General features: G+C 66.5%; 19 protein-coding genes. 12 read left to right on the top strand and 7 right to left on the bottom strand.

What is annotated here, in order from left to right; genetic code table 11:
• Window position 1 precedes the first annotated feature (1 nt).
• Window positions 2-3484 (bottom strand): ATP-binding protein, encoded by a 3483-nt coding sequence (locus AAGT95_RS20380; protein WP_342594962.1) that lies wholly within the window; start codon window positions 3482-3484, stop codon window positions 2-4.
• Between the two features lie 77 nt (window positions 3485-3561).
• Window positions 3562-4434: an ATP-binding protein gene (locus tag AAGT95_RS20385; protein ID WP_110598484.1), complete on the bottom strand. Its 873-nt coding sequence runs from the start codon at window positions 4432-4434 to the stop codon at window positions 3562-3564.
• A 247-nt stretch (window positions 4435-4681) separates the two neighbouring features.
• On the opposite strand from AAGT95_RS20385, the gene AAGT95_RS20390 reads away from it, so the two are divergent.
• Window positions 4682-5299: a hypothetical protein gene (locus AAGT95_RS20390; RefSeq protein ID WP_342594963.1), complete on the top strand. Its 618-nt coding sequence runs from the start codon at window positions 4682-4684 to the stop codon at window positions 5297-5299.
• A gap of 76 nt (window positions 5300-5375) precedes the next feature.
• Window positions 5376-6182: a M48 family metallopeptidase gene (locus AAGT95_RS20395; protein ID WP_342594964.1), complete on the top strand. Its 807-nt coding sequence runs from the start codon at window positions 5376-5378 to the stop codon at window positions 6180-6182.
• Between the two features lie 321 nt (window positions 6183-6503).
• Here AAGT95_RS20395 and aroE read toward each other — a convergent pair whose 3' ends face one another.
• The 3 genes from aroE to AAGT95_RS20410 form a co-directional block, all read right to left on the bottom strand.
• A complete protein-coding gene (gene aroE, locus AAGT95_RS20400; protein ID WP_342594965.1) occupies window positions 6504-7316 on the bottom strand; it encodes a shikimate dehydrogenase in 813 nt (270 codons plus the stop codon).
• Window positions 7313-8245 (bottom strand): oxygen-dependent coproporphyrinogen oxidase, encoded by a 933-nt coding sequence (hemF, locus tag AAGT95_RS20405; protein ID WP_342594966.1) that lies wholly within the window; start codon window positions 8243-8245, stop codon window positions 7313-7315. Before hemF ends, aroE begins: the two co-directional genes overlap by 4 nt.
• A gap of 75 nt (window positions 8246-8320) precedes the next feature.
• Complete coding sequence (locus AAGT95_RS20410) at window positions 8321-8872, bottom strand: L-threonylcarbamoyladenylate synthase (protein ID WP_110598489.1); 552 nt, start codon at window positions 8870-8872, stop codon at window positions 8321-8323.
• Window positions 8873-9125: 253 nt separating this feature from the next.
• Between AAGT95_RS20410 and AAGT95_RS20415 the strand changes: the two genes are divergently transcribed.
• A complete protein-coding gene (locus tag AAGT95_RS20415) occupies window positions 9126-9962 on the top strand; it encodes a 5'-nucleotidase, lipoprotein e(P4) family (protein ID WP_110598490.1) in 837 nt (278 codons plus the stop codon).
• 31 nt (window positions 9963-9993) lie between these two features.
• On the opposite strand, the gene dprA is transcribed toward AAGT95_RS20415, so the two are convergent.
• Complete coding sequence (gene dprA, locus AAGT95_RS20420) at window positions 9994-11202, bottom strand: DNA-processing protein DprA (protein WP_342594967.1); 1209 nt, start codon at window positions 11200-11202, stop codon at window positions 9994-9996.
• Between the two features lie 49 nt (window positions 11203-11251).
• Window positions 11252-12433, bottom strand: a complete 1182-nt coding sequence (locus tag AAGT95_RS20425) for a LysM domain-containing protein (RefSeq protein WP_342594968.1) — start codon at window positions 12431-12433, stop codon at window positions 11252-11254.
• 191 nt (window positions 12434-12624) lie between these two features.
• On the opposite strand from AAGT95_RS20425, the gene def reads away from it, so the two are divergent.
• From def to AAGT95_RS20470, 9 genes are all read left to right on the top strand, one after another.
• Entirely contained in the window at window positions 12625-13131 is a 507-nt protein-coding gene (gene def, locus AAGT95_RS20430) for a peptide deformylase (protein WP_110598492.1), read from the top strand.
• A gap of 114 nt (window positions 13132-13245) precedes the next feature.
• Entirely contained in the window at window positions 13246-14244 is a 999-nt protein-coding gene (gene fmt, locus AAGT95_RS20435) for a methionyl-tRNA formyltransferase (protein WP_342594969.1), read from the top strand.
• Entirely contained in the window at window positions 14241-15569 is a 1329-nt protein-coding gene (gene rsmB, locus AAGT95_RS20440; protein WP_342594970.1) for a 16S rRNA (cytosine(967)-C(5))-methyltransferase RsmB, read from the top strand. Before fmt ends, rsmB begins: the two co-directional genes overlap by 4 nt.
• Before the next feature lie 156 nt (window positions 15570-15725).
• A complete protein-coding gene (pncA, locus tag AAGT95_RS20445) occupies window positions 15726-16451 on the top strand; it encodes a bifunctional nicotinamidase/pyrazinamidase (RefSeq protein WP_342594971.1) in 726 nt (241 codons plus the stop codon).
• A 103-nt stretch (window positions 16452-16554) separates the two neighbouring features.
• A complete protein-coding gene (locus AAGT95_RS20450; RefSeq protein ID WP_110598495.1) occupies window positions 16555-16761 on the top strand; it encodes a dodecin in 207 nt (68 codons plus the stop codon).
• Window positions 16762-16927: 166 nt separating this feature from the next.
• Window positions 16928-18301 carry a Trk system potassium transporter TrkA gene (trkA, locus tag AAGT95_RS20455; protein ID WP_110598496.1) on the top strand — a complete coding sequence of 458 codons (1374 nt, stop codon included), beginning with the start codon at window positions 16928-16930 and terminating at the stop codon, window positions 18299-18301.
• A gap of 52 nt (window positions 18302-18353) precedes the next feature.
• Entirely contained in the window at window positions 18354-19802 is a 1449-nt protein-coding gene (locus tag AAGT95_RS20460; RefSeq protein ID WP_110598497.1) for a TrkH family potassium uptake protein, read from the top strand.
• Window positions 19803-19996: 194 nt separating this feature from the next.
• Window positions 19997-21238 (top strand): serine/threonine transporter SstT, encoded by a 1242-nt coding sequence (gene sstT, locus AAGT95_RS20465; RefSeq protein WP_342594972.1) that lies wholly within the window; start codon window positions 19997-19999, stop codon window positions 21236-21238.
• A gap of 123 nt (window positions 21239-21361) precedes the next feature.
• Complete coding sequence (locus AAGT95_RS20470; RefSeq protein ID WP_342594973.1) at window positions 21362-22576, top strand: TraB/GumN family protein; 1215 nt, start codon at window positions 21362-21364, stop codon at window positions 22574-22576.
• Window positions 22577-22856 lie beyond the last annotated feature (280 nt).

Genomic DNA, 22856 nt, shown 5'->3' on the forward strand with positions numbered 1-22856 from the left:
CTCAGCGGGTTTCCTCGTTTTGATTGTCCGACGGCGTAGCACCGCCCCGAAGCTGACGACCGAAGGCTTCCATGAGCGCCTCGGCAGAGAGACCGGGCTTGGCGATCGCCGTATCCATTCGTCCCAGCAGCGTCGGTGCCAGCGCCTCCTCGGACAGGATGATGACAGCCGGCTGGCGGGCCAATTGGCTCAGCATCGGAATGATCTCCCAGCCGGGCGATTGCGGCCCGGTGAGATCCAGCGATATCAAGCCGTAGTCATGGCTGTCGAGCAGATAGCGCGCTTCCTGCAGCGAACGCGCCACATCCAGCGTCATGCTGGGAGCGATCTGTTGCGCCACGCGGTGAGTCAGCTCGGCATCGCTCTCGACATGCAGGATACGCTCGCGCTGGGGCTTCAGACTCAGCGAACTTTGCAGTGCGCCAGCCAGCCGCTTCTCGTCGAGCGGTTTGGCCAGCCAATCGACGGCATCCAGGCGGCCGCCGATCTCCAGCGCCCCCTCTTCCGCCGCCGCCGAGACGATCAACACCGGCAACTCGCGGGTGCGCGGTTGCTCGCGCAGTTGACGCAGCAGCGTCAGGCCGTTGCCGTCCGGCAGCAGCAGATCGAGGGTGATGGCATCGAAGCTTCGGCGCTCGAGCCATTTCAGGGCTTCGCCAATGGTGTGCGCGGTTTCGGCCTGATAGCCCCAGTGCCTGACCAGTGTGGCCAGCAGCACTGCCGTGTCCGGATCGTCCTCGACGATCAGCAGCCGGGATCCGGTGGTTTCGATCTCGTGGCCGTCGACAGGCGCTGGCGACGCTTCCACTGACACTCTGGACTCGGGCGCCTGAGCCATCTCCGTGCAGGGCAGCTCGAAGAAGAAACAGGCGCCCTGCCCGGCTTCCGAGAAGAAGTTGATCGACCCTCGCATCCGCTCGATGAGCTCACGCGTGATGGCAAGGCCCAGCCCGGTCCCGCCCTGCTTGCGCGTGGTGGAGCCGTCGGCCTGGGAGAACTTCTGGAAGATGCGATCGTGAAACTCGGCGGGAATGCCCGGGCCGTGGTCGATGATGCTGACTCTTACCCGGTCACCGATCGGCTCTACCCGAATTTCGACCTGGGTGTGCGGTGGAGAGAACTTCGCCGCGTTGGAGAGCAGATTGCTCATCACCTGCTGAAGGCGCATCGGATCGACGTTGACACTCGCGCGATCCATGCGATCGGTCACCACATAGCGAGTCTGGAACTGGTCGGCGTAAGCCTGGTTGGCCTCGATCGCCTGGTCGACCAGTGGCATCAGCGGCTGTTCCTGCATCTGGAACGTCATCTTGCCGGCGACCAGTTTCTCCATGTCGAGCAGATCGTTGATCAGCAGGATCAGGCGCTGGGAATTGCTGTGGGCGGTCTTCAGCATCCCACGCATCGCATCCGGCGGTGTTCCGAGCGCGCCGCCCTGAATCAACCCCAGCGCACCGGAAATCGAGGTCAGCGGCGTGCGTAGCTCATGACTGACGGTGGAGATGAACTCGCCCTTGAGACGCTCGTCGCGCTTGCGCTCGGTCACGTCGTGGAGGAAGCCGTGCCATATCGTCCCGCCATCGTCCTCCCGCTCGGGGATCGACTGGCCGGCAAGCCAGATGACCCGACCATCGGGATGCAGAATGCGATACTCACACTGCCATGGAGTCAGATTCTCCCTCGACTCGGTGATAGACCGCAGAACCATCTCCCGATCCTCTTCCAGGATCGCCTCGATGACCGCGGAGGAGTCCTGTGCCGCCTGCTCGGGGGTGATCCCGTAGAACGCCTTGATCGCGTCACTGGCGTAGGGAAACGAGGGCCGCCCATCGGCATCGACCCGATACTGATAGATCATCCCGGGGGTCTGGGAGGCAATCTTGCGCAGCCGCTTGCTCAACTCCTCCCGCGCTTCGACTTCGTGCCAGCGCATCAGCGTGGCACCGACCCAACGCGCCAGCAGGCGCACGAACTCCTTGTCGACTTCGTCGAATCGACGGGGATGCGGCCGATCGCTGCTGAAGGCCAAGGCCCCGTAGCGCTGCCCATGTACCCAGATAGGGGCACCGATATAGCTCTTGAGCGAGTAACGCAAACGGCAGCGGTGCTCGCCGAAGCCATCGGTGTCGGCATCGGCGAAGGCGACGACGTCGGCACTGGCCATGGTCAATTCACAGAACGTGTCGCTGGTCTTCAGGTGCTGTCCCGGCTCGAACCGCTGATCGATGGAGTAGGCGGCCTGGATCAGATAATCCTCACCCTCGATACGGTTGGCAACGGCAAATGGCATCCCAAGATGCTCGGCACCTGCCTGCAGCGCCTTTTCCACCAGACGCTGGAAAGAGGTTTCCTGGAAGGCTGCGATATCGTTGAGGGTCTGCAGCGTCTCCTTCTGTGCCTCGAGGCGCTGGTTGAGGGACTCCAGGGTCGATTTCTGGCCCTCGAGCCGCTGCTGATGACGAAGCATGGTGTCACGGGTCACACGACGCGTGCCCCACAGCAGTAGCAGCAGGCAGGCCTCGGCGATCAGCCACGCCACCCCCCAGCGCAGCCAGGTGCTGATGATCAGCGCATCGCGATGCTCGAGTTGCGTCGTGATATCTTTCCAGACCGCCACCGCCGCGATCGCTCGCGAGCTGTCGTCCCCGGATTGGCTCAGCGGGACCAGCGTCAACAGATAGCCGCGTCCGTCATCGCCCTCGACCACGGACCAGTTCGCGCGGTCTTGCACCACCGGCATCTGGGTGCCGGACAACCAGTCATCGATCAGCGCGTTCGAGCGCTTGGTCACCCGCCACCGGGGTACGGCCCCATCGATATCGCCCTCTCGGGAAAGCACCGCGACACCGCTATTCAGTTGACCGGAGAGCCTGGCGACGTCGGGCACCACGGCAAACTCCACCTCGAGAAGCCCGACGAGCGTATCGCTCTTCTCGTCCTCGGGTCCGAAGATCGGCGCGACACCAGCCGTGGTCGCTCGGGAACCGTCGAACTCGATGCCGTAGACCGCCTCTCGCGTTTCCAGGCTCCGCCGTAACAGATAGTCGCTGTCCCCGGAGACCGGGGACGCGTCATGCGACTGCAGGCTCAGGAAAGGACTCGCGTCGTCGTCACCGGGCAGGAAGAGGTTGAGTTCCAGCGCATTGCCCGCTTCCAGCGCCCTCCAGTAGGGAGCGAGATTCTCGCGAAGTCGGGTCCGGATCGCCTGCAGCCGAGCTAGCGAGACGGGGCCCGTCGCCTGGGCCATGAGTCCGCGAACGACCGGATTGGCGACCAGCGTGGTCGCCAGCAGCTGGACTCGACGTTCGAGCCCGGCACGCGAAGCATTGATGGTGATTCCCTGTTCCTGAGACTGGAAATTCAGGTCCCGGGAAAAGGCCTCACGATCATTGAACAACGCCTGCAACAACATCCAACCGAAGAACAGCGTCAGCAGGATGCTGCCCAGGACAATCAACCATGTCGGTAAGCGAGAGACCTTCACCCGTCTGTCTCCTCATGAACGGTTCCCAAGCAAAGCATGAAATGACTCATGCTTTTTCATGAGGATAACGCATTCGCTTACGCCGTTGGCCGTTGAATGGATTGCGAACCGACCCACTGGCAGGCGAATTGCCACGCGGCACGACCGCTGCGCACGCCGCGCAGCGTGGCATAGCGCACCGCGTCGGCACGGGCCGCCTCGCTCCAGGCACCGTCTCCTCCCAGATGGGCGACCCAATGGCGGCAGGCCTCGAGGTAGGATTGCTGGTCGAACGGGTGAAACGCCAGCCACAGGCCGAAACGATCCGACAGCGAGATTTTTTCCTCCACGGCATCGCCATGGTGCAACTCGCCATCGACCAGGTGCGTCTCCTGATTGTCGGCCATCGACTCCGGCAATAGGTGCCGACGATTCGACGTGGCATAGAGCAGCACATTCTCCGGCGGCCCGGTCAGCGTGCCATCGAGCACGCTCTTCAACGCCTTATAGGCATCGTCGCTGCCCTCGAACGACAGATCGTCGCAGTAGACGACGAATCGTTCCGACCGATCCCGCAACCGCTGCACCAGGATCGGCAGCGCGACCAGATCGTGACGATCGACCTGGATCAGGCGGAGCCCCTCGCCGGACAGCGTATTGAGCAGGGCGCGCACCATCGACGACTTGCCGCTGCCCCGCGCGCCCCACAGCAAGGCATGGTTGGCGGGGTAGCCTTGGAGAAACGCTCGGGTGTTCTCCAGCAAGGCGCGCTTCTGGCGCTCGACCCCGATCAGATCCTCCAGCCGGACGCTATCACGCGGCGATACCGCGACCAGCTGTCCGCCGAGCGGGTGGGATTGCCACAGGGCCGCGACATCACGCGCCCAGTCGATGGCAGGCGGCTGCTCGGGCAGCCATCCCTCGACACGATCCAGTAAACGGCTCAGACGTAGCGCCAAATCACCATCCATCCTCGACTCTCCTTGAAACGAACAGGGTCAGACGATTCCGGCAACGGGCTCTAAGAGTGGGGGAAAGTAACGATGGAAATCGATCTTCCCGGAGGATTGCAGGCTGCCGGAAACGGAGTATCTTGTGCCGGCTGGCCCCTCGGGTCCAGTCGCGGCCCTCGGTCGACCCGCATTTTCGGCCTGGGAGTACCGATTCGGCACCGCCGCTCACCCAGACGTTTCCCATGGCTCATTTCAAGGAGTGACGATGGCGTTTCGCTTCCGCTGGCTCGCCGCATCGATCCTGGTGACTTCGCTCACCGGCTGCCTGGCGCTCCCCCAGGTCGGCTTCATGCTGGGACGAATCGCGCTGTCGTCGATGGGCGTCGAGAACGTGCGCATCGGCAACTACCACTTCTCGCCCGGCCTGGAAGGCATCGACGAATTGACGCTGCTGAGTTCGGGGCTGGCGCTGGCCGGCCTGCCGGTGAACGTCGATCTGCCGCTGGCGATGGTGCTGCCGGCGGGGACGCCGTCGGTCACGCTGCAGGGCTTCGACTGGCAGCTCCAGGTGCCCGGCGCGGAACCCGCCGCCGGCGAAGTCACCGAGCCGATTTCGCTGACCGGCGGCGAGCCCGCGACCGTCACCCTGCCGGTCTCGCTGGAGCCGGAAGGCCTCGACGCACTCTCGTCCAGGGCCGATCGCGTGTCGTCCCTGCTCTCGCTCGCCCGACGGTTGAGTCGCGCCGGCGAGCTGCCGACAGGCAGCCAACTGACGCTGACGCCCACACTGCCGGCCGCGCTCGACGGCATCGTCACGGCGCCGACCCTGACCCTGGACATCGGTGAACCCGCCGACGGCGGCCAGCAAGCCCCGTCGGCTTGACCGCCCTGCCAGGCCGGGTATCTTGGGCCAATCGGCACCCCCAACAACCTATGACCAGAGAGTTTCGGAGACCATCATGTCAGGAAGACCTTCCCCCCGGCTGATTGGCGCCCTCGGCCTCGCCGCCCTGCTGAGCGCCTGCAGCACCTCGCCGATGGGCCGCAACCAGTTGGCCTTCTACTCCGACGACGAGCTGGCGCAGATGGGCCAGCAGAGCTTCGCCCAGTACCAGCAGGAGCTGCCCACGGTCAGTGGCGCCCAGGCCAACTACGTGCAGTGCGTGGCGAAAGCGATCACCGCCGAGGTCCCCGCCAGTGCCGGTATCTCCGAGTGGGAGGTCAAGCTGTTCAAGGACGACACCGCCAACGCCTTCGCCCTGCCGGGCGGCTATATCGGTGTCAACACCGGGCTGCTCGACGTCGCCACCAACCAGGACCAGTTGGCTGCGGTCATCGGCCACGAGGTCGGTCATGTGCTGGCGCATCACGCCAACGAGCGCGTTTCCACCCAGGCAGCGACGCAGAGCGGGCTCTCCGTACTGCAGACGGTGGCAGGCCTGCAAGGCGCGGGTGGCGAGCAGGTGATGGGGCTGCTGGGGGCGGGTGCGCAATACGGCGTGATTCTGCCATTCTCGCGCCAGCAGGAGTCGGAAGCCGACCTGGTAGGGCTGGACCTGATGGCCGATGCCGGGTTCGACCCCAGCGCCAGCATTCAGCTGTGGCAGAACATGTCGGCCAACAGCCAGGGCGAGCCGCCGGCCTGGATGTCCACCCACCCCAGCAACTCGCAGCGGATGGAAGGCCTGCACAATCGCCTCAGCGAGGCCCAGTCGCGCTACGAACGGGCCAAGGCCAACGGCAAGCGACCCAACTGCAAAGCTTGATCCTCTCGCGTTCGGTCTCCCGGCAAGAGCCAATACGCTCGGGGTCTCCACCCAATGACGCCTTCCAGACGACGCTGGACGACAGTCACCCGTGCCGGGTCTTGCGTCATGGATGGCGCAAGCGGCGCGTTGGGCAGGGATGCCCTTTCGCGCCGACCCGCGCACGGGAGAGGAGAGTGGCGTTCGGGTTTTCGTCGTCTGGGGCGTCAAAAAGGGGAGCGCGAGGGGCTTGCCCCTCGCATTCATGAGCCAAAGCATCGTTGAGACTCGGCCAGTGGTAAGCTGATCCTGCTCGAATTCGTTGCCTCGCCAAAGCCCTAGCTACAACTCCCGCCTCAGCAGCTCCCGCAACGGCGCGGTATCCGGGCGCACCTGACGCCACAGCCAGAAGGACTCGGCAGCCTGCTCGATCAGCATGCCAAGCCCATCCACCGACCGCGCGCCCCGCTCGGCGGCCCAGCGCAGGAAGACGGTCGGCTCGGCGGCGTACATCATGTCGTAGGCCAGGCCATCCGCCGCGAAAAGGTGATCCGGCAATGGTGGCAGGTCGCCGGCAAGACTGGCGCTGGTGGCATTGACCACCAGATCGAACGGACCCTCGATGCGATCGAAGCCGCAGCCGGTGACATCACCCTTGCCGACGAACAGCGCCGCCAGCGCCTCGGCCTTCGACACGGTGCGGTTGGCCACCGTCAACGTCGCGATCCCGGCCTCCAGCAGCGGCTCGATCACCCCGCGCGAGGCCCCTCCCGCGCCGAGCAACAAGACCCGCGCACCGGTGAGCGGCGCAGCGTGGGCGTCCAGGTCGCGGACCAGGCCGACACCGTCGGTGGTATCGCCGTGCAATCGCCCATCCTCGCCTATCAGCAGCGTGTTCACCGCACCGGCAAGCTGGGCTCTCGGCGACAGCACCTCGGCCAACGCAAAGGCTTCTTGCTTGAACGGCACGGTCACGTTGCCCCCGCGGCCGCCGGCATCGACGAACGCCTGCCAGGCCCCCGCGAATCCGTTCACGGGAGCCTCGATAGCGTCGTAACACAGCTTCTGGCCGGTCTGTTCGGCGAAGGCGGCGTGAATGCGTGGCGATTTCGAGTGGCCAATGGGGTGGCCGAAAACGGCATAGCGGTCGGTCATTGGGGTAACGGTTCCTCGGTGGTATTCAGCCAGTCGCGGGGTTGGAGATAGGCGAGCAGACGCGCTTCCTCGGAGCCCGGCTGCGGCGCCCACTGGTATTGCCAGCGCGCCAGCGGCGGCATCGACATCAGGATCGACTCGGTCCGCCCGCCGCTCTGCAAACCGAACAGGGTGCCCCGGTCCCAGACCAGATTGAACTCGACGTAACGGCCCCGACGGTAGGACTGGAACTCCCGCTCCCGCTCCCCGAACGGTGTCTCGCGACGGCGTTCGGCGATCGGCACGAACGCTTCCAGGAAGCTGTCTCCCACTGACCGCTGGAAAGCAAAGCAGGTCTCGAACGGCCATTCGTTGAGGTCATCGAAGAACAGTCCGCCGACCCCCCGGGTCTCGTCGCGATGCTTGAGCGTGAAGTACTCGTCGCACCAAGTCTTGAAGCGGGGGTACACCGACTCGCCGAACGGCTCGCAGGCCTTGGCGGCGACCCGGTGCCAGTGTTTCGTGTCCTCGAGACTGGGGTAGTAAGGGGTCAGGTCGTAACCGCCGCCGAACCACCATACCGGTTCTTCGCCCGCCTTGTCGGCGATGAAGAATCGCACGTTGCCGTGCACGGTCGGCACGTGCGGATTGCGCGGGTGCAGTACCCACGAGACTCCCACCGCGTGGAAGCTGCGCCCCGCCAGCTCCGGACGCGCGACACTCGCCGAGGGCGGCAGTTTTTCACCGTGGACATGCGAGAAGTTGACGCCGCCCTTCTCGAACAGCGCGCCCTCCTCGATCACCCGCGAACGCCCGCCGCCCCCTTCGGCGCGCTCCCAGCTCTCCTCGCGGAATCGCCCACCACCGTCGAGCGCGGCCAGCGAGTCGCAAAGTGAGTCCTGCAGCGTGAGCAGATAGTCCTTGACGCTTTCGAGGTGGGAATGTGCCACGGTCGTCTTTCCTTCGGTCCGGAGAATAGGGATTCGGGGTGTATCGGCACGGCGGCTGCGTGCGACTTGGCCCTTTCAGGCGCGCAGCAGCCGCCCGGTCGTCAGATCGCGGATGGTGCTGGGCCGGTCGCGTCCACCGAGTGGTCCATCGACGATCGCGCCCAACGCCTCGCCGAATGTTTCACGCACCTCATCGGCGCTCATCGCCGGCGCTTCACCGGCACGATTGGCCGATGTCGACACCAGGGGTCCACCCCAGGCGGCGCACAACTCCTGCACCAGCGGATGGTCGCTGACCCGAACCGCCAGCGTGGAATGCTCCCCACGCAGCAGCGGTCTGGCCCGCCCGTTATCGGGTATCAGCCAGGTATGGGGCCCTGGCCAGGTCTCGAGAAGGCGTTGGCGGGCTCGCTCGTCGATGCCCTCGAGCCACTCAGAAAGCTGCCGGATGTCACCGGCGATCAGGATCAGGCCCTTTTCGCTGGCGCGCCCCTTGAGCGCGATCAGCGATGCCAGCGCCCGATCGTCGTCCGGGTCGCAGCCGAGCCCCCATACCCCTTCGGTCGGATAGGCGATGATTCCCCCCTGCCGAAGGGAGGAGACGGCAGCCGAGAAATCTTGACGCATCTGGGTCTCTCTTCCACGAAAACCTGGGTCTCTCTTCCACTAGCATCCGGGCCTGGCTTTCACCAAAGCCCGACTGCCGGTTCCACGACAGTCGAGCCGCTGCCCATGGCCCGAATTCTAACACGCCGACAAGCCGCCGGGCCGTGCGCCAACGTCGCACCCAGGCGCGCTCGAGGTGGCGAATGCCCGCGTCGGCGGCCATATTGAGAAATCGGGTACTTCTCCATCGGACCGGACAATCAAGGAACCGCCAATGCCTCGCTCACCGCTGCCCCCGATACTGCTCTCACTGGCGCTGACCGGCGGTCTCGCCGCCTGCGCCCAGCAGCCGGCCCAACCGCCCGCCCCGCAGGCCTCTCTCGCTGACGAGCTGGTGATGGCGACGGCCTGGATGCAATCCTCCGGCGAGTACGCTGCGCTGAGCCACCAGGCCTTCAATCTCGCCCGCATGAACCTGGATCGCGCGCTGGCCGCCGCCGGCAGCCAGACGCAGCGCCCGCCGGCGATCATCGTCGACGTCGACGAGACGGTGCTCGACAACAGCCCCTACGAGGCGTGGCTGATCGCCAATGACGAGAATTACGCCAGCGATAGCTGGCACCAGTGGGTGGAGCGGGCCAGCGCGGCACCGATGCCGGGAGCGAGGTCCTTTCTCGATTATGCCGCCTCGCGGGGGGTAGAGGTCTTCTACGTCACCAACCGCCGCGACGACGAGACGGAGGCGACGCTGCGCAACCTGCGTCAGGTCGGGTTCCCCGACGCCGACCACGAGCATTTCCTGCCGCGTACCGACTCGAGCGACAAGACGTCCAGGCGCCAGCGCGTCGCGCAGTCGCACTGGGTCGTGCTGCTGATGGGTGACAATCTGGGCGACTTCTCCCAGGGGTTCGACCGCGAGAGCGCCGCGGCGCGACGTGCCGCCGCCAACGCCCAGGCCGACGCTTTCGGCAGCCGCTACATCGTGCTGCCCAATCCGGCCTACGGCGCGTGGGAGGAAGCGATCTACGGCGGGGACTGGAGCCTGAGCGACGAGCAGAAATCCCGTGCCCGCCGCAACCACCTCGAGGCGTGGGGCGGGCCGACCCGCTGAAGCGTTGCCCGGGCGGCGAGTGTGGCGGGCGTCAACGCCCTCTTCTGACCCAGCCGCCCGTGGTCTGGGCGACCCAGCCATCGAGTTCGAGTTCGAGCAGCCCCAACTGGACGTCGGCGACGGACAGCCCGGTCAGGTCGACCAGCAGATCCACCGGCGTCGGCGCATCGCTGAGTGCAGCCAGCAGCGGCGATGTCGGCATCTCGGTCGCCGCCGCTCCGTTCGGCGGCGCCGGGCGGGCGTTCGTCGCCGGCCTGGGCCCAGCCGGACGCTGGCGTGGCGGTCGGCCCGGCGAATCCATCGTATGCGCGGTCGGGATGGCAGCATCGGGGGCAGACACCGGCACCTGCCAGGGCGAGAGATCGCCCACGATATCCTCTATGTGACGCACCAGCGCAGCCTCGCCCTGACGAATCAGGCGCAGGCAGCCCTCGGACTGGGGGTTGTGGATCGATCCCGGTATCGCGAACACCTCCCGGTTCTGCTCCAGCGCCAGCCGCGCGCTCACCAGCGAGCCGCTCTTCTCCGCGGCCTCCACGACCAGCACGCCTTGGGACAGCCCCGTGATCAGCCGGTTGCGGCGAGGAAAGAAACGCGGATGGGCCCGCGTCTCCGGCGGATGTTCGGAGATCAGCAGCCCCTCGCCTTCCCACAGTTCCCGGAAGAGCGCGGCATGGCGTGGCGGATAGACCACATCCACTCCACAGCCGAGCACGCCGATGGTTGCGCCGCCGGCCTCCAGTGCCGCACGCTGTGCGGCACCGTCGATACCCAGCGCCATGCCGCTGGCGATACAGAATCCCCTGGCGACCAGTTCCCGGGCGAACCGCACCGCATTGTCCTGCCCCTCCCGCGTGGGTCGGCGAGTGCCGACCATCGCGATGGCGGGCTGCGACAGTATCGAGAGCTCGCCCTTGGCCCAGAGCACCGTCGGCGGATCCGGCAACTGGGTCAGCAGTTCGGGCCAGGCCGGATGCCCCGGATGGAGCAGATGCCGCCGCGAATCGGCGCGCTCCCACTCGAGCGCCGCGTCGACCGCCGGTGTCAGCGGGCTACGCGAGGGGTGCTCCAGCCACAGCCGCAGCGGCTGGGCCAGATTGGCGGGCAGTGCCGCCAGCCACCCCTGCGGCCACGCCATGTCGCCTCCCTCACGCCAGCGACGCAGCAGCGGTGCCAGACGAACCGGGCCCAGGCCGGGCAGCGCGCTCAACGCCAACCAGTCGCGCAGCGTCGGGCTCACTGCCGGCACCTGCCGGTGTGACGCCACGCCGTTGTCAGCGGCACCGCGCTCAAGGCGCTCCTCCCATGGCCACCGCCTCGCGAAGATCGCGCGGCACGACGAGGCGGTCGCCCACCGCCAGCGGCTGGGACGCCCGCATGACCAGGGCGTAGCTCAAGTGATCGAAGACGCGAAAGACCATCACCGCGCCCGCCTCGGTGTCCGGCAGCTTCACCCAGGTATCGCGGCTATCGTCGTGCACGCGTTCGCCCTGACGCATCGCCTGCAGCACATGGCCGGCCTCGAGTCCGTCCGCACTGCCACGGTCGATCGCCACCACGTCGTAGCGACCGATGAAACGCACCCCGGCCGGAACGGACAGAATCGTCGCCTCCACCGGCGTGTCCGGTGCTCGAGGCTCGAACCGAGTCGCGATGCCGCCCTCGGTCAGCGCCAGCAGATAGTCGCCACTGCGGATCTCCTGAACGGCGTCCAGCACCTCCAGTTCACCGACATCTTCCACGTTTCGAATCACTTTCACGTGTCCGAGCCGGCGCAGCTCCAGCCCGCGCAGCGTCCCGGCGAGGTCCTCCTGACCCGGCGTCGTTCCGACATCCGGTTGCCGTGCTGCCTGCCGGGGCGCGCCGGTCGAGCGTGGAATCCGGTAGTCGGTACCGGGACGATAGACCCCCAGCGTCGCACCTGCAGCCGGCAGAGCGCCATGGGCATACAGCCTGTCACCGGCACCACTCAGCAGCCGCTGCGACTGTCCGGCAACGACCGTCGGTGCATCCTCGAGAATGGCGGGATCGACGATCTGATAGGCATCGAGGAAGACCTTGATGCGATCCAGCGGCAGTCCCGGCACGGCATCCCGTGTCGGCGCCCGGCGGACACCGGGCGAGAGCCGAACCGTCTGGCCGCGCCCGCGCTCCAGCGACAGCCGGGGCGCACCGGCCGCGCCGGCATCGAGGCTGAGCACATCGCCCGGATAGAGTTTCTGCGGCGAGGCGATCTGCGGGTTGTGCCGCCACAGCGCCTGCCACTGCCACGGCGAGTCGAGAAATCGCGAGGCGATGCCCCACAGCGTGTCGCCCTCGCGCACCGTATAGTGGGCCGGCGCGTCCGCCTTGAGCGACAACGCCCATACCGGGTTCGAAAACACTGCCATCACGCCAAGGCCGCCGACCAGCAGCCAGCGCCACATCATGGCACGGCAGCGGTGTGGCCTCGGCCCCTCCAGACTGATCATTATCGTCGTCCCACCGGTGATTACCTCGAGGTATTGCTGCATAGATCGGCGCCACCCCGCCGGACTTGAGCGTTCGGCGCCCCGCGATCGCCGTCCGCGGCGTCGAACCGGCACGGCGGTTTCCCCGCCAGCGCTGGCGATCTACAATAGGGAGATCACGTCACTCATGCCGATAGGCACGCAAAACGACTATGGCCATCAGAACCATTCTCCAGTACCCCGATCCGCGCCTTCGCACCAAGGCCACCCCGGTGGATCACGTCGACGACGAGATCCGCACCCTGGTCGACGACATGCTGGCAACGATGTACGACGCCTCCGGCATCGGCCTGGCAGCGACGCAGATCGACGTTCACCAGCGCGTGATCGTCATGGACGTCAGCGACGACCGCAACGATCCGCTGGTGCTGATCAACCCGAGCTACGAGCCGCTGGACGACGAGCGCGAGCCGCTGCAGGAAGGCTGCCTGTCGATCCCCGACTACTACGCCGAAGTGCCGCGGGCGCTGCGCGTTCATCTCAAGGCGACCGATCGCGACGGCAACGCCTACGAACTGGACGCCGACGGCCTGCTGGCCCACTGCATCCAGCATGAGTGCGATCACCTGGAAGGCGTCCTGTTCGTCGACTATCTGTCGCCGCTCAAGCGCGACCGCATTCTCAAGAAGATGCAGAAGCGCCAGAAGCAGGAAGCCTGATCGCCTGCCTGACCGCTCCCCGGACTTGCAAAGGCCGGCCGTCCCCGCGACGCCGGCCTTCGTCATTCGCGGGCATCGTTCATCTTCAAGCATCACTCATCGGGAACCTATCGAATGCGTCACCGTGTTGAAGGGCAGTCGCTGCGGATCGTCTTCGCCGGCACGCCCGACTTCGCCGCCGAGAGCCTGAAAGCGCTGCTCGCCTCCCGCCATCAGGTAGTCGGCGTCTATACCCAGCCGGATCGCCCCGCCGGGCGCGGCCGCAAGCTCACGCCCAGCCCGGTCAAGCGTCTCGCCGAGCAACACGATCTGCCGGTGGAGCAGCCGCTCAGTCTCAAGGACGAGGCGGCCCAGCGGCGGCTGGCCGAGTTCGAGGCGGACGTGATGATCGTCGTCGCCTACGGCCTGCTGCTGCCCCAGGCGGTACTCGACACGCCCCGGCTCGGCTGCCTCAACGTGCACGCCTCGTTGCTGCCGCGCTGGCGCGGCGCGGCGCCGATCCAGCGCGCCATCGAGGCCGGCGACAGCGAGAGCGGTATCACCCTGATGCAGATGGATGCCGGTCTCGACACCGGCGACATGCTGCTGATCGAACGCACGCCCATCGATGACGCCACCACCGGTGGCGATCTTCATGACCGCCTTGCCGAGCTCGGCGGCCGGACACTGGTCGAGGGCGTCGACGCGCTGGCCGAGGGCAGCCTGAGCCCCACGCCGCAACCGGCGACCGGCGTCACCTACGCCAGCAAGCTCTCGAAGCCGGAAGCGGAGCTCGATTTCCGCCAGCCGGCGGCGGCACTGTCCCGCCGGATTCGCGCCTTCAATCCGTGGCCCGTGGCCTGGACCCGGCTCGACGGCGAGCCGTTGCGGCTATGGTTCGCCGTGCCGGATACCGGACCCGGCGAGGGAGATGCCGAGCCTGGAACCCTGCTGGCGCCGGACGGCGAGGCACTGCGCATCGCCTGCGGCGTCGACGGCCGCGACGTGCTGCGCGTGACCCGATTGCAGATGCCGGGCGGCAAGCCACTCGCGGCCCGCGATCTGCTCAACGCCAACCACCCTCGTCTCAGCCCCGGCCAGCGCCTGGGCCAGCCCAAGGAAGCCGACCGATGAATCCTGGCGATACCCGCGCCTTTGCCGCGCGACTGCTGGTACCGGTACTCGACGGCAAGGGGTCGCTCTCCGGTCTCGATGCCGACCTCGCCGCCAGCGTGATCAAGGAGCGCGACCGAGGCTTCGTCAAGGCACTCTGCTACGGTGTCTGCCGCGCCCATCCCCGCCTCGATGCCCTGGCCGGCCAGCTGCTGCGTCAGCCCATGAAGCAGCGCGACACCGACATTCAGGCACTGCTGCTGATCGGGCTGTACCAGCTTCTCCACATGCGGGTACCGCCTCATGCCGCCGTCAGCGAGACGGCGGGCGCCGCGCGCGCGCTCGGCAAGGCGTGGGCGACGAAGGTGCTCAACGGCTGCCTGCGCCGGTTCCAGCGCGAGTCGGTGGCCCTGCAGGCGAAGGTGGACAAGGACGCGCCGGTCGCCCTGTGGCATCCCCCCTGGCTGCTGCTGGAGTTTCGCGACGCCTGGCCCGACGACTGGCGTGCGATCTGCGCGGCCAACAACGACGCGGGGCCGATGACGCTGCGCGTCAACCGGCGTCGCGTCACTCGCGAGGCTTACCTGAAGCGGCTCGAGACGGCCGGGCTCGACGCAGTACCCTGCGAATTCGCCGCAGATGGCGTCCGACTGACCACCGCCTGCGACGTGTCCCAACTGCCCGGCTTCGCCGACGGCGACGTCAGCGTCCAGGACGAATCGGCCCAGCTGTGCGCCGACCTGCTGGCACCGGCGCTGGCAGGCGACGCCACCAGGCGGGTTCTGGATGCCTGCAGCGCTCCGGGCGGCAAGAGCGCTCACCTGCTGGAACGTTTCGACACCGAGCTCACTGCACTGGACGTCGACCCGGCCCGCCTGAAGCGGGTCTCGTCGACGCTGCAGCGACTGGGGCTGGAAGCCCGCCTTCATGCCGCCGATGCCAGCCGCGCAGAGGCGGATAGCGGCTGGTGGGACGGCCAGCCGTTCGACGCGATCCTGCTCGACGCCCCCTGCTCGGGTACCGGCGTGATTCGGCGCCATCCGGATATCAAGCTGACCCGTCGCCACAGCGACATCGCCGAACTGGCGGCGCTGCAATCGCGCCTGCTGGATACGCTGTGGAGCAAGCTCGCGCCGGGCGGTGTCCTGCTCTACGCCACCTGCTCGGTGCTGCCGGCGGAAAACGAAGCCCAGATCGACGCCTTCCTGGCACGCACGCCGGAGGCCGACGCCGACATGCCCCGCGAGCTCGACTGGGGCCGGCCAAGCGGCCACGGCCGGCAGCTGCTGCCCACCCCGGCCGGCCACGACGGCTTCTTCTACGCCCGGCTGCGCAAGCGCGTCTGACCGCCCCTCCGCCGCCCACTCGCCTCGACCGCCACGCCGGCGGGGCAGTGCGATGCTCCGATCTGCACCACGCTGCATCGGGGGGGTGGCGCACTTGCGACATCCTCGCCCGCCTTCGATACTGAGGACGAATCCGCCACTCGGGAAGCACCCGTCGTGCCTGACAACGAGGTCATCGATACTACACAGACCAGCGGGACGCAGACCAGCGAGACGCCGATCACCGAGACGCAGCCCGCCGGGCTGGCGCTCGGAGGCGTCTCCCCTCACAGCGCTCTGATCGTCGTCGACGTCCAGCCGGACTTCATGCCCGGTGGCGCGCTGGCCTGCGCCGAGGGCGACCAGATCCTGCTGGGACTGGAGTGGCTGCTGTCCCAGCACGCCTTCGCCCACGTGGTGGCAACCCAGGACTGGCATCCGACCAGGCACGTCTCGTTCGCGTCCAGCCATCCACCGCACCAGCCGTTCGAGGCGATCGAGCTCTACGGCCACTCCCAGACGCTATGGCCGGATCACTGCATTCAGCGCACCGAAGGCGCGGCGCTGCACCCGGCCATCGACTGGTCGTGCTGCGATGCGATCATCCGCAAGGGAACCGATCCCGGCATCGACTCCTACAGCGCGTTTCGCAACAACGTCGGCCCCGACGGTCATCGCCCCGCCACCGGGCTGGCCGGCTGGCTTCGCGACCGCCGCGTCACCGACGTCTATCTCTGCGGCCTGGCCCGGGACGTCTGCGTGCTGTGGACCGCCGAGGACGCGGTAGCGGCGGGCTTCAACACCCATTTTCTCTGGCCGCTGACGCGTCCCGTCACTTTCGAAACCGACGACGACACCCGGCAACGGCTCTCGGCCCTGGGCATCACCGTCGTCGACGCCTGAGCCATTGCCAGGACCCGAGGAATTTCCCGATGCCCCATGGATTCCAGGGGCTTCCGGCCACCGGTGGCGATCGCCGGGGCCTTCTCAACCAAGGAGCTGTCTCATGAGCGACCACGTCTACAAGCAGATCGAACTGACCGGTTCTTCTCCCACCAGCATCGAGGATGCCGTCCAGAACGCGCTGCAGAAAGCCAGCAAGACGCTGCACGGCATGCGCTGGTTCGAGGTCACCGAGACGCGCGGCCATCTCGAGGATGACAAGCTGGCCCACTGGCAGGTGACCATCAAGGTCGGCGTCTCGCTGGATTGATCGGCGCGGCCTATGATCGCGGGCGGGATCTCGTCCGCGGTCCTGTCAATCGGTGGCCCGGCTCGTTATGCTACGCGCTGATTTCGGTGCCGGGCGGGTTGCACTCCGATCCTCCGGGGCCGGGTAAACTGGCAGGCGGTACGCTGTATTTCCGTGATGGTTTGGCATGAAAATTATTATTCTGGGTGCCGGTCAGGTCGGCGGTACGTTGGCAGAACATCTGGCCAATGAAGAGAACGACATCACGGTGGTGGATATCAACGAGGAGCGGCTGCGAGAGCTGCAGAATCGGCTCGACATCCGCACGGTGATCGGTACCGCGTCCTACCCCAACATTCTGCGTCAGGCCGGCGGTGAAGACGCCGACATGCTGATTGCGGTGACCAGCTCCGACGAGATCAACATGGTCGCCTGTCAGGTGGCGCACACGCTGTTTCGCACGCCGACCAAGATCGGTCGCGTACGCTCCACCGCCTACCTGACGCGCAAGAGCCTGTTCTCCAACGACGCCATCCCGGTGGACGTGCTGATCAGCCCCGAGCAGGTGGTCACCGATCACATCCGCCGGTTGATCGAGTACCCTGGGGCGCTGCAGGTGCTCGATTTCGCCGGCGGCCTGGCCCAGCTGGTGGCGGTCAAGGCCTACTACGGCGGCCCGCTGGTGGGCCAGGAACTCGGCTTCCTGCGTCGCCACATGCCCAATATCGATACTCGCGTGGCGGCGATCTACCGTCGCGACCGGCCGATCATCCCCACCGGTGACACCGTCATCGAGGCCGACGACGAAGTGTTCTTCATTGCCGCACGGCGCGATATCCGCACCGTGATGGGGGAGCTACGCAAGGTCGACCGCGACTTCCGGCGCGTGCTGATTGCCGGCGGCGGCAACATCGGCGAGCGCCTGGCAGAGACGCTGGAGCACAAGCATCAGGTCAAGATCATCGAACATGACCTCAACCGCTGCGGCGCGCTCTCCGAGAAGCTCGACCGTACCGTGGTGCTCCACGGCAGCGCCACCAGCAAGCGGCTGATGCTCGAGGAGAACATCGAAGACTGCGATATCTACTGCGCGCTCACCAACGACGACGAGGTCAACATCATGTCGTCGATGCTGGCCAAGCGTCTGGGTGCCAAGAAGGTACTCACCCTGATCAACAATGCCGCTTACGTGGACCTAGTCCAGGGCGGCGAGATCGACATCGCGATCTCTCCCCAGCAGACCACCATCGGCAGCCTGCTCACCCACGTTCGTCGTGGCGATATCGTCAACGTCCACTCGCTGCGCCGCGGCGCCGCCGAAGCGATCGAGGCGATCGCTCACGGCGACAAGCGCTCCTCCCGGGTGGTCGGGCGCACCATCGGCGAGGTCGACCTGCCCAGCGGCACCAGCATCGGCGCCATCGTGCGCGGCAAGGAAGTGCTGATCGCCCACGACGATGTCATGATCGAGAGCGGCGATCACCTGATCCTGTTCGTGATCGACAAGCGACGCATCCGTGACGTCGAGCGGCTGTTCCAGGTCGGCCTGACTTTCTTCTGATGGTCCATTCATCCGACACCGCCTGCCCGTCCCGACCGGTGGGGGACGCCGCGTGAGCCTACTGGTCATTCTCCGCATCGTCGGCCTGCTGCTGATGCTGTTCAGCCTGACCATGGTGCCGCCGATGGTGATCGCGCGAATCTTCCACGACGGCAACTGGCACGCCTTCGGCGCCGGCATGGCGATCTCGGTCATCACCGGTGCGCTGCTCTACTGGCCCAACCGGCGTGCCAAGCGCGAACTGCGTACCCGTGACGGCTTCATCATCACCGTGCTGTTCTGGAGCGTGCTCGGGCTGTTCGGCACGATCCCGTTCATGGTCTCCGATGCGCCGTCGATGTCGTTCACCGACGCCGTGTTCGAATCCTTCTCCGGACTCACGACCACCGGCGCCACCGTGCTCAGCGGCATCGATCACCTGCCCGCCTCGATCCGCTTCTACCGCCAGCAGCTGCAGTGGCTGGGCGGGATGGGGATCGTGGTACTCGCGGTAGCGATTCTGCCGACACTGGGCATCGGCGGCATGCAGCTCTATCGGACCGAGATCCCCGGCCCGCTGAAGGACTCCAAGCTGACCCCGCGGATCACCGAGACGGCCAAGGCACTGTGGTACATCTACGTGATCCTGACCGTCGTCTGCGCGCTGGCCTACTGGCTAGCGGGCATGAACTGGTTCGACGCCATCGGCCACAGCTTCGCCACCGTGGCCGTCGGCGGGTTCTCCACCTACGACGCCAGCATCTCGCACTTCGATAGTGCCACCATCGAGATGATCTGCGTCTTCTTCATGATCGTCTCCTCGGTCAGTTTCGGTCTGCACTTCGCGGTATGGCGGGAACGGCGCCTGCTGCAGTACATCCGCGACCCGGAGTTCCGGTTCTTCGTCACGTTTCTCGGCATCCTGATCGCGATCACCGTCATCACCCTGTTCGCCACCGGTACCTATCATGACGCCACCGGCATTCGACACGGGCTGTTCGAAGCCGTTTCGGTGGCGACGACATCCGGCTTCAGCGTGGCCGATTTCACCCTGTGGCCGGGGGTGCTGCCGATCATGCTGTTCATGGCGGCCTTCGTCGGCGCCTGCTCCGGGTCGGCGGGGGGCGGCATGAAGGTGATCCGCATTCTGCTGGTTCTGAAGCAGGGCATCCGCGAGATTCACCGGCTGATCCATCCCAACGCCGTGTTTGCCGTCAAGGTCGGCAAGATGCGCATCTCCGAGGGTGTCGCCGAAGCCGTCTGGGGCTTCTTCTCCGTCTACATGATGCTGTTCGTGGTGATGCTGCTGGCGCTGCTGGCCACCGGCCTCGATCAGGTGACGGCGTGGTCGGCGATCGGCTCGGCGCTCAACAACCTGGGCCCGGGACTGGGTGATGTCTCGACCGACTACGGCGACATTCCCAGCGCCGCCAAGTGGATCCTGGTGCTGGCGATGATGCTGGGAAGACTGGAGATCTTCACCATCCTAGTGCTGTTCACCCCGGCATTCTGGCGACGCTGACCGGTCATTCGCGAACAATCTCTCTCGCTTACCCAAGGCAAATCATTTTTTTACCATCCGCTCGGCCAATCATCGGTGAATGACACTAAAGGTTGAGCCAGCGACAGGATTTTCGACGAGTTCGACCGGGAGAGCGGTGGTAGAATGCCGCCCTTCGCGGCCACGCCGCCACCTCGGCAACCCAAGAGAGAGTCATGTCCGCCAGTTCCGACACCCGCACCGCGTCCTCGCTTCTGCCCCGCATCGGGCTCATTCCCCAGATCCTGATCGGGATCGCGGCCGGCCTGCTCCTCGCCACCCTGGCGCCGTCGATCGCGCCATCGGTGGCCATCCTCGGCGACCTGTTCATCGGCGCGCTCAAGGCCGTCGCCCCGGTGCTGGTCTTCGTGCTGGTGATGGCGGCCATCGCCAGCCACCAGCGTGGCCAGCCGACCCAGGTGCGCGGCGTCCTGATGCTCTACCTGACCGGCACGCTGGCTGCCGCGCTGATCGCGGTGGCGGCGAGCTTCCTGTTCCCGACCTCGCTGATCATCGACGCCCCGCGGGCCGATGGCACGCCGCCGACCGGCGTCGCCGAGATCCTGCGCAACCTGGCCATGAGCGCGGTGGACAATCCCATCCACGCCCTGACCGATGCCAACTTCATCGGCATCCTGGCCTGGGCCGTCGGGCTCGGCCTGCTGCTGCGTCGCGCCAGCGACACCACGCGGCGGTCGCTGGCCGATCTCTCGGATGCGGTTTCTGGCCTGGTCCGCTGGGTGATCCGGCTCGCCCCGCTGGGCATCTTCGGGCTGGTCGCCAACACCTTCGCCTCCACCGGCATGAGCGCGCTGGCCGACTACGCCCAGCTGCTCGCGGTACTGCTGGGCTGCATGGCCTTCGTGGCACTGGTGAGCAATCCGCTGATCGTGTTTCTCTACACGCGCCGCAATCCCTACCCGCTGGTCTTTACCTGCCTGCGCGGCAGCGCCATCACCGCCTTCTTCACCCGCAGCAGCGCGGCCAACATTCCGGTCAACATGGAGTTGTGCAAGCGCCTCGACCTGCACGCCGACACCTACTCCGTCTCGATCCCGCTGGGCGCCACGATCAACATGTCAGGCGCCGCGATCACCATCACGGTGATGACACTGGCGGCCGCCAACACCCTGGGAATCGACGTGGATTTCGCCACCGCGCTGCTGCTCTGCGTCGTTTCGGCGCTGGCGGCCTGCGGCGTCTCCGGCGTCGCCGGCGGCTCGCTGCTGCTGATACCGATGGCGGCCAGCCTGTTCGGGATCTCGGCGGACGTCGCCATGCAGGTGGTAGCGATCGGCTTCGTCATCAGCGTGATCCAGGACTCCACCGAAACCGCACTCAACTCCTCCACCGACGTGCTGTTCACCGCCGCCGCGTGCCGTTCACCGCGTGCCCAGGAGCGCCTTGCCGGCGAGTGATCGACCGTCGAGCAGGGCCGCCGTTGACCGCGACTGACGTTTTTCGCTGTCAACGGCTTGGAATCGGCGACGTGACGTGCAATATGGGGCAACTCTCTTCCTAAGCCTTGGATTGCCCCCTTGATGCCCGACAACGCCGCCGGACCTCGCGAGACCGTGGATCTCGCCGCCCACCACTTGACCCTGCTGGGCACTGCCCACGTTTCCCAGACCAGCGCCGACGAGGTGCGCGAGCTGATCCGCTCCGGCGAGTTCGATGCCGTCGCGATCGAGCTCTGCACCTCGCGCCATCAGAGCCTGGTCCAGCCCAACGCCATGGCCAAGCTCGACCTGTTCCAGGTTCTCAAGCAGGGCAAGGCCGGCATGGTTGCCGCCAGCCTGGCGCTCGGCGCCTTCCAGCAACGGGTGGCGGAGCAGTCGGGGATCGAACCCGGTGCGGAGATGCGCACGGCGGTCAAGGAGACCCAACGGGCCGGCCTGCCGCTCTATCTGATCGATCGCGAGATCGGCGTCACCCTCAAGCGCATCTACCAGAACGTGCCGTGGTACAAGCGCTTCAGCCTGATATCCGGTCTGCTCGGCAGCGTGCTGTCGCGGCAGAAGGTCTCCAGCGAGGAGATCGAGAAGCTCAAGCAGGGCGACGTGCTCGAGTCCACCTTCGCCGAATTCGCCGAGCAGTCCCAGACCTTGTACGAACCCCTGATCACCGAGCGTGACCGCTACATGGCGCTCAGGCTGGTGGAAGAACTACCGGAGGGCGGGACCCAGCGCGTGCTGGTAGTGATCGGCGCCGGCCACCTCAAGGGCATGAAGGCCCACCTCGAGACCCTGAACCAGCATCCGCCCGAGCTGGACAGCGTGATCCAGGAGCGCGCCAATCTGGAGTCGACCGCGCCCCGCGCGCGCTGGTGGAAAGCGATCCCGTGGGTGATCGTCGCCCTGGTGCTGACCGGCTTCGCCATCGGCTTCAGCCGCGATACCGCCTTCGGCTGGTCACTGGTGGGCGAATGGGTGCTGATCAACGGCAGCTTCTCGGCGCTGGGGGCGCTGATCGCCCTGGGTCATCCGCTGACGATCGCCGCCGCCTTCGTCGGCGCCCCGCTCACCTCGCTCAACCCGACCATCGGCGTCGGCTTCGTCACCGCCGGGGTCGAACTCTACTTCCGCCGCCCCACTGTCGGCGACTTCTCGCGCCTGCGCAGCGATGTCAGCCACTGGCGCGGCTGGTGGCGCAACCGCGTCGCCCGCACCCTGCTGGTCTTTCTGCTCTCGAGCCTGGGTTCCGCCATCGCCACCTGGGTCGCTGGCCTGCGCATCGCCGGGCAACTGCTGGGCTAGGCCGGGGTGCTCGGCTCGTCCTCCGCGAGCCGAGCACGCGCCAGCGGGGCCGTTCAGCCCGCAGGGTTATTGGCCAGCAAAGCGGAAAGTCTCTCACGCTGGGCCGAAATGGCGCCTCCCCGCGCGTGCGCTCATCACACCTGCCACGCAGGCCCACTCTTCTTCTCCCCCCCTCTTGAAAGCCGTCCGACCGCCACCATTCTCTGCTCCGGGTACCGCCGAGACCGCTGATAGCGGGGCCGGGCGCGGGAGATAAAAAATCTCGCCACGTGATGCACTC

Source organism: Salinicola lusitanus (assembly GCF_038648475.1).
Lineage (GTDB): Bacteria > Pseudomonadota > Gammaproteobacteria > Pseudomonadales > Halomonadaceae > Salinicola > Salinicola lusitanus.

Coding starts and splice junctions, on each gene's coding strand:
- AAGT95_RS20470 (WP_342594973.1), top strand. CDS start 21,362: ATGCCCGACAACGCCGCCGGACCTCGCGAGACCGTGGATCTCGCCGCC.
- AAGT95_RS20390 (WP_342594963.1), top strand. CDS start 4,682: ATGGCGTTTCGCTTCCGCTGGCTCGCCGCATCGATCCTGGTGACTTCG.
- sstT (WP_342594972.1), top strand. CDS start 19,997: ATGTCCGCCAGTTCCGACACCCGCACCGCGTCCTCGCTTCTGCCCCGC.
- fmt (WP_342594969.1), top strand. CDS start 13,246: ATGCGTCACCGTGTTGAAGGGCAGTCGCTGCGGATCGTCTTCGCCGGC.
- def (WP_110598492.1), top strand. CDS start 12,625: ATGGCCATCAGAACCATTCTCCAGTACCCCGATCCGCGCCTTCGCACC.
- aroE (WP_342594965.1), bottom strand. CDS start 7,316: ATGACCGACCGCTATGCCGTTTTCGGCCACCCCATTGGCCACTCGAAA.
- AAGT95_RS20385 (WP_110598484.1), bottom strand. CDS start 4,434: ATGGATGGTGATTTGGCGCTACGTCTGAGCCGTTTACTGGATCGTGTC.
- rsmB (WP_342594970.1), top strand. CDS start 14,241: ATGAATCCTGGCGATACCCGCGCCTTTGCCGCGCGACTGCTGGTACCG.
- AAGT95_RS20395 (WP_342594964.1), top strand. CDS start 5,376: ATGTCAGGAAGACCTTCCCCCCGGCTGATTGGCGCCCTCGGCCTCGCC.
- AAGT95_RS20450 (WP_110598495.1), top strand. CDS start 16,555: ATGAGCGACCACGTCTACAAGCAGATCGAACTGACCGGTTCTTCTCCC.
- AAGT95_RS20415 (WP_110598490.1), top strand. CDS start 9,126: ATGCCTCGCTCACCGCTGCCCCCGATACTGCTCTCACTGGCGCTGACC.
- trkA (WP_110598496.1), top strand. CDS start 16,928: ATGAAAATTATTATTCTGGGTGCCGGTCAGGTCGGCGGTACGTTGGCA.
- AAGT95_RS20410 (WP_110598489.1), bottom strand. CDS start 8,872: ATGCGTCAAGATTTCTCGGCTGCCGTCTCCTCCCTTCGGCAGGGGGGA.
- AAGT95_RS20425 (WP_342594968.1), bottom strand. CDS start 12,433: ATGATCAGTCTGGAGGGGCCGAGGCCACACCGCTGCCGTGCCATGATG.